The sequence below is a fragment of the Aliiroseovarius sp. ABM4_368 genome, assembly GCF_056161205.1.
On record NZ_JBSWYR010000018.1, the window covers coordinates 1 to 876 of the forward strand.

Annotated in this window: 1 pseudogene; it reads left to right on the forward strand. The window is 60.4% G+C overall.

The features are described 5' to 3' along the window. Positions 1-876, forward strand: a pseudogene (locus tag ACXAH3_RS16435) (hypothetical protein); the annotation flags it as partial.

Consider the following 876-nt stretch of genomic DNA (forward strand, 5'->3'; position numbering starts at 1 on the left):
GACACCCCGTCGGTTCTGGATACAGACACGCTGAATGGCGCGGCTGTTGATCCTGCAGATATCACGCTGACGCCGGGCACGGCTCCGACACCTGCTGCGGGTTCGATCACGATGAATGCCGATGGCACGATCACGGTTGCCCCCGGCACGACGGCTGGCAGCTATAGCTATCCCTATGAGATCTGTGAGAACTTGAACGGGACGAACTGTGATACGGCCACAGCGACGGTCGTAGTGGACCCAGCCCCGATTGATGCGGTGGACGATACCATGGCACCGATCAATGGTTTTGCGGGTGGTGACACCCCGTCGGTTCTGGATACAGACACGCTGAATGGCGCGGCTGTTGATCCTGCAGATATCACGCTGACGCCGGGCACGGCTCCGACACCTGCTGCGGGTTCGATCACGATGAATGCCGATGGCACGATCACGGTTGCCCCCGGCACGACGGCTGGCAGCTATAGCTATCCCTATGAGATCTGTGAGAACTTGAACGGGACGAACTGTGATACGGCCACAGCGACGGTCGTAGTGGACCCAGCCCCGATTGATGCGGTGGACGATACCATGGCACCGATCAATGGTTTTGCGGGTGGTGACACCCCGTCGGTTCTGGATACAGACACGCTGAATGGCGCGGCTGTTGATCCTGCAGATATCACGCTGACGCCGGGCACGGCTCCGACACCTGCTGCGGGTTCGATCACGATGAATGCGGACGGGACGATCACTGTCGCGCCGGGCACGACGGCTGGGACGTACAGCTATCCCTATACGATCTGTGAGAACTTGAACGGGACGAACTGTGATACGGCCACAGCGACGGTCGTAGTGGACCCAGCCCCGATCGACGCCATCGACGACACGCCAGCA